Source organism: Allosphingosinicella sp., assembly GCF_036387215.1.
Classification (GTDB): domain Bacteria; phylum Pseudomonadota; class Alphaproteobacteria; order Sphingomonadales; family Sphingomonadaceae; genus Allosphingosinicella.
Genome location: NZ_DASVUE010000266.1, coordinates 1 through 2,654 on the forward strand (window position 1 = coordinate 1; position 2,654 = coordinate 2,654).

4 protein-coding genes are annotated in these 2,654 nt (G+C 65.7%); 3 read left to right on the forward strand and 1 reads right to left on the reverse strand.

Annotated features, from left to right (window positions below):
- On the forward strand, nt 1-877 hold an 877-nt coding region (locus tag VF662_RS10810), incomplete at its 5' end, for a DNA gyrase C-terminal beta-propeller domain-containing protein (RefSeq protein ID WP_464140956.1).
- Nucleotides 878-909: 32 nt separating this feature from the next.
- On the opposite strand, the gene VF662_RS10815 is transcribed toward VF662_RS10810, so the two are convergent.
- Complete coding sequence (locus tag VF662_RS10815; RefSeq protein ID WP_464140958.1) at nt 910-1,296, reverse strand: VOC family protein; 387 nt, start codon at nt 1,294-1,296, stop codon at nt 910-912.
- 128 nt (nt 1,297-1,424) lie between these two features.
- Here VF662_RS10815 and VF662_RS10820 point away from each other — a divergent pair, with 128 nt between their 5' ends.
- Together VF662_RS10820 and VF662_RS10825 are read left to right on the forward strand one after the other, a co-directional pair.
- Nucleotides 1,425-1,871, forward strand: coding sequence for a response regulator transcription factor (locus VF662_RS10820; RefSeq protein ID WP_464140960.1), 447 nt, complete (start codon nt 1,425-1,427; stop codon nt 1,869-1,871).
- Nucleotides 1,872-1,953: 82 nt separating this feature from the next.
- On the forward strand, nt 1,954-2,487 hold the full coding sequence (locus VF662_RS10825) for a DUF4199 domain-containing protein (protein WP_464140962.1): 534 nt from the start codon (nt 1,954-1,956) through the stop codon (nt 2,485-2,487).
- Nucleotides 2,488-2,654: the final 167 nt, after the last annotated feature.

The following is a 2,654-nucleotide window of genomic DNA, read 5'->3' on the forward strand; positions in this document are numbered from 1 at the left end:
GAATGAGGATGAGTGGAAGAACCTCCACGTCATCTTCGCCACCGCCCATGGCGGCGTCCGGCGCAATTCCATGGATTCGTTCGCCAACGTGCCGTCCAACGGCAAGTTCGCCATGCGCTTCGACGAGGATGCCACCGACCGACTGATCGGCGTCGCGCTCCTCACCGAGGATGACGACGTCCTCCTTGCGACCAAGGAAGGCCGCGCGATCCGCTTCGAGGCCACCGCCGTCCGCGAATTCCAGAGCCGCACCTCGACGGGCGTGCGCGGCATCACCTTGCGCGAAGGCGACGAAGTGATTTCGCTTTCGATCCTGACGGGCTTTCCGGCCACGACCGAGGAGCGTGAAGCCTACCTCCGCGCCGCTGCCTGGAAGGAGAATGAGAACGAGCCGACCCTCAGCCCCGAGCGGATGGCGGAGTTCGCGGCGGCCGAGGAGTTCATCCTCACCGTCACCGCCAACGGCTACGGCAAGCGCACTTCGGCCTACGAATATCGCCGCACCAACCGCGGCGGCCAGGGCATCACCAACATCGAGACGTCGCAGCGCAACGGCTGCGTCGTCGCGAGCTTCCCGGCCCACAATGGCGAACAGCTGATGCTGGTCACCGATCAGGCCAAGCTCATCCGCACCACCGTCGGCGACATCCGCATTGCCGGCCGCAACACGCAGGGCGTTACCATCTTCCGGGTCGCCGACGGCGAGCACGTCGTCTCCGCCGCCCGCATCGACGAGGAGGAGGAGCCGGAGAACGAGGCCGAGGCTCTCGTCTCGGACGAACTTGGCGCCGCTCCCCCCGCCGCGGCGGAAGAAGCCGTCCAGCTCGACGACGGGACTGGTCCCCAGACGCTGCCGGACAGCCAGGAAGGGGAATAGGATCAGGGGAGAGGCGCACCTCTCCCCTCGCCTCACGCTTGCGCCGGCGGCTCCCACAATTCGATCGGATTTCCTTCCGGATCGTGGATCCGCGCGAAGCTGCCGAACTCGGTATTGTCCCACTCGTCCTTGGTGATCACCTCGATGCCTGAGGAGCGCAGGTGCTCGACCAGTTCGCCGATCCCGCGCACGCGCAGGTTCAGCATCGTCTGCTTCTCCAGCGGGAAATAGTCGCTCGCTTCCTTGAACGGCTCGAACACCAGCGGGCCGGGCTCGGGGTACCAGCACCACTCGCTGGATTCGCCCTTCTCGTCGGTGCCGCAGCCGCCGCCGACGCCGAGATGCTCCCGGTACCAGCTTTTGATCGCTTCCGGGTCCTTCGCCCGGAAGAAGAAACCGCCCATTCCAACAACCGGCATCTGCGCCCCCTCTGCTTGTTTGGCATTGCAGCTTAGGGCGAACATGCGACGAAAGGTATCGCCCGAAAGGGTGATTTCGCGCCGCTCGCGGCCTTGAACTGCAGCCGGGCGGCGTTACGCTCCCGCTCATGCCCCGCCGCCGCCGCGCCGCGCCCGCCGTCACGGCTCCCCAGATCGCCCTCTACGGCGCACTGCTCGCACTGGGCGCGCTGGGCCTCGACTGGATCCAGTATCAGCGGCTCGCCCGGTCGCGGACCGGGGATCTCTACCTGCTGCTGGTGGCGGCCGCCTTTCTCGCGCTTGGGATCTGGATGGGCTCGCGGCTCCTTGCCCGCCGGCGGCCGGATGGCGAAACCGGCAATCCCGCTGCCCAGGCCTCGCTCGGCATCAGCGACCGGGAGCTGGCAGTGCTCGAGGCGCTCTCCGGAGGGCGCTCCAACAAGGAGATCGCCGAAGCGCTCCACATCTCTCCGCACACGGTGAAGACTCATGTCGCCCGCCTCTACGAGAAGCTCGGCGCGCGGCGGCGGACCGACGCCGTCGCCCGTGCCCGCGCGCTTGGAATTCTTCCCTAAGTGGCGAGAATAGCCCATTCGGGCGATTGATGCGGCGGCCCGATCGGGTCTTCCTGGGGCCGTTCTGAAGAGGGGAGAGAAGATGCTGAAGACGATCCTGACCTACGGCCTGATCGCGGGGCTGATCGCCGGGGTTCCGCTCACGATCTTCACGCTGACGATCGACGGCGACGATATGATGCAATGGGGCATGCTGGTCGGCTACGGCCTGATGCTGCTCGCGTTCACGACGATATTCATAGCTATCAAGCAACGCCGCGACGGCCCGTGCGGGGGCGTGATCCGCTTCTGGCCCGCCTTCGCCCTCGGCCTCGGCATCTCCTTTGTCGCCGGGATCCTCTACGTCATAGCATGGGAGATCGGGCAGGCGCTGAGTGGGAGCGACTTCGCAGCCACTTATGCCAACGCCCTGATCGCGCAGCAGAAGGCGGCGGGGGTGAACGGGGCCGCGCTCAAGCGCTATGCGGCCGAAATGGAGGAGTTCCGCCGCAGCTACGCCGATCCGCTGTTCCGGCTGCCGATGACGTTCGCGGAGATCTTCCCGGTGGGAGTGCTGGTCAGCCTCGTCGCAGCAGCGCTCCTGCGCAACCCGCGCTTCCTGCCTGCGGTGCGCTAGCGATATCGGAATAAGGCTTGCCATACAGGAGACGTACTGTTATTTCTGGATTTACAGAAAGAAGAGTAATGTCCCTGATCGAACATCCCGACGTCAAAGCCTTCATCCTCCATTGGGGGGAGATGGGCACGCAATGGGGCGTCAACCGCTCGGTCTCGCAGATCCAC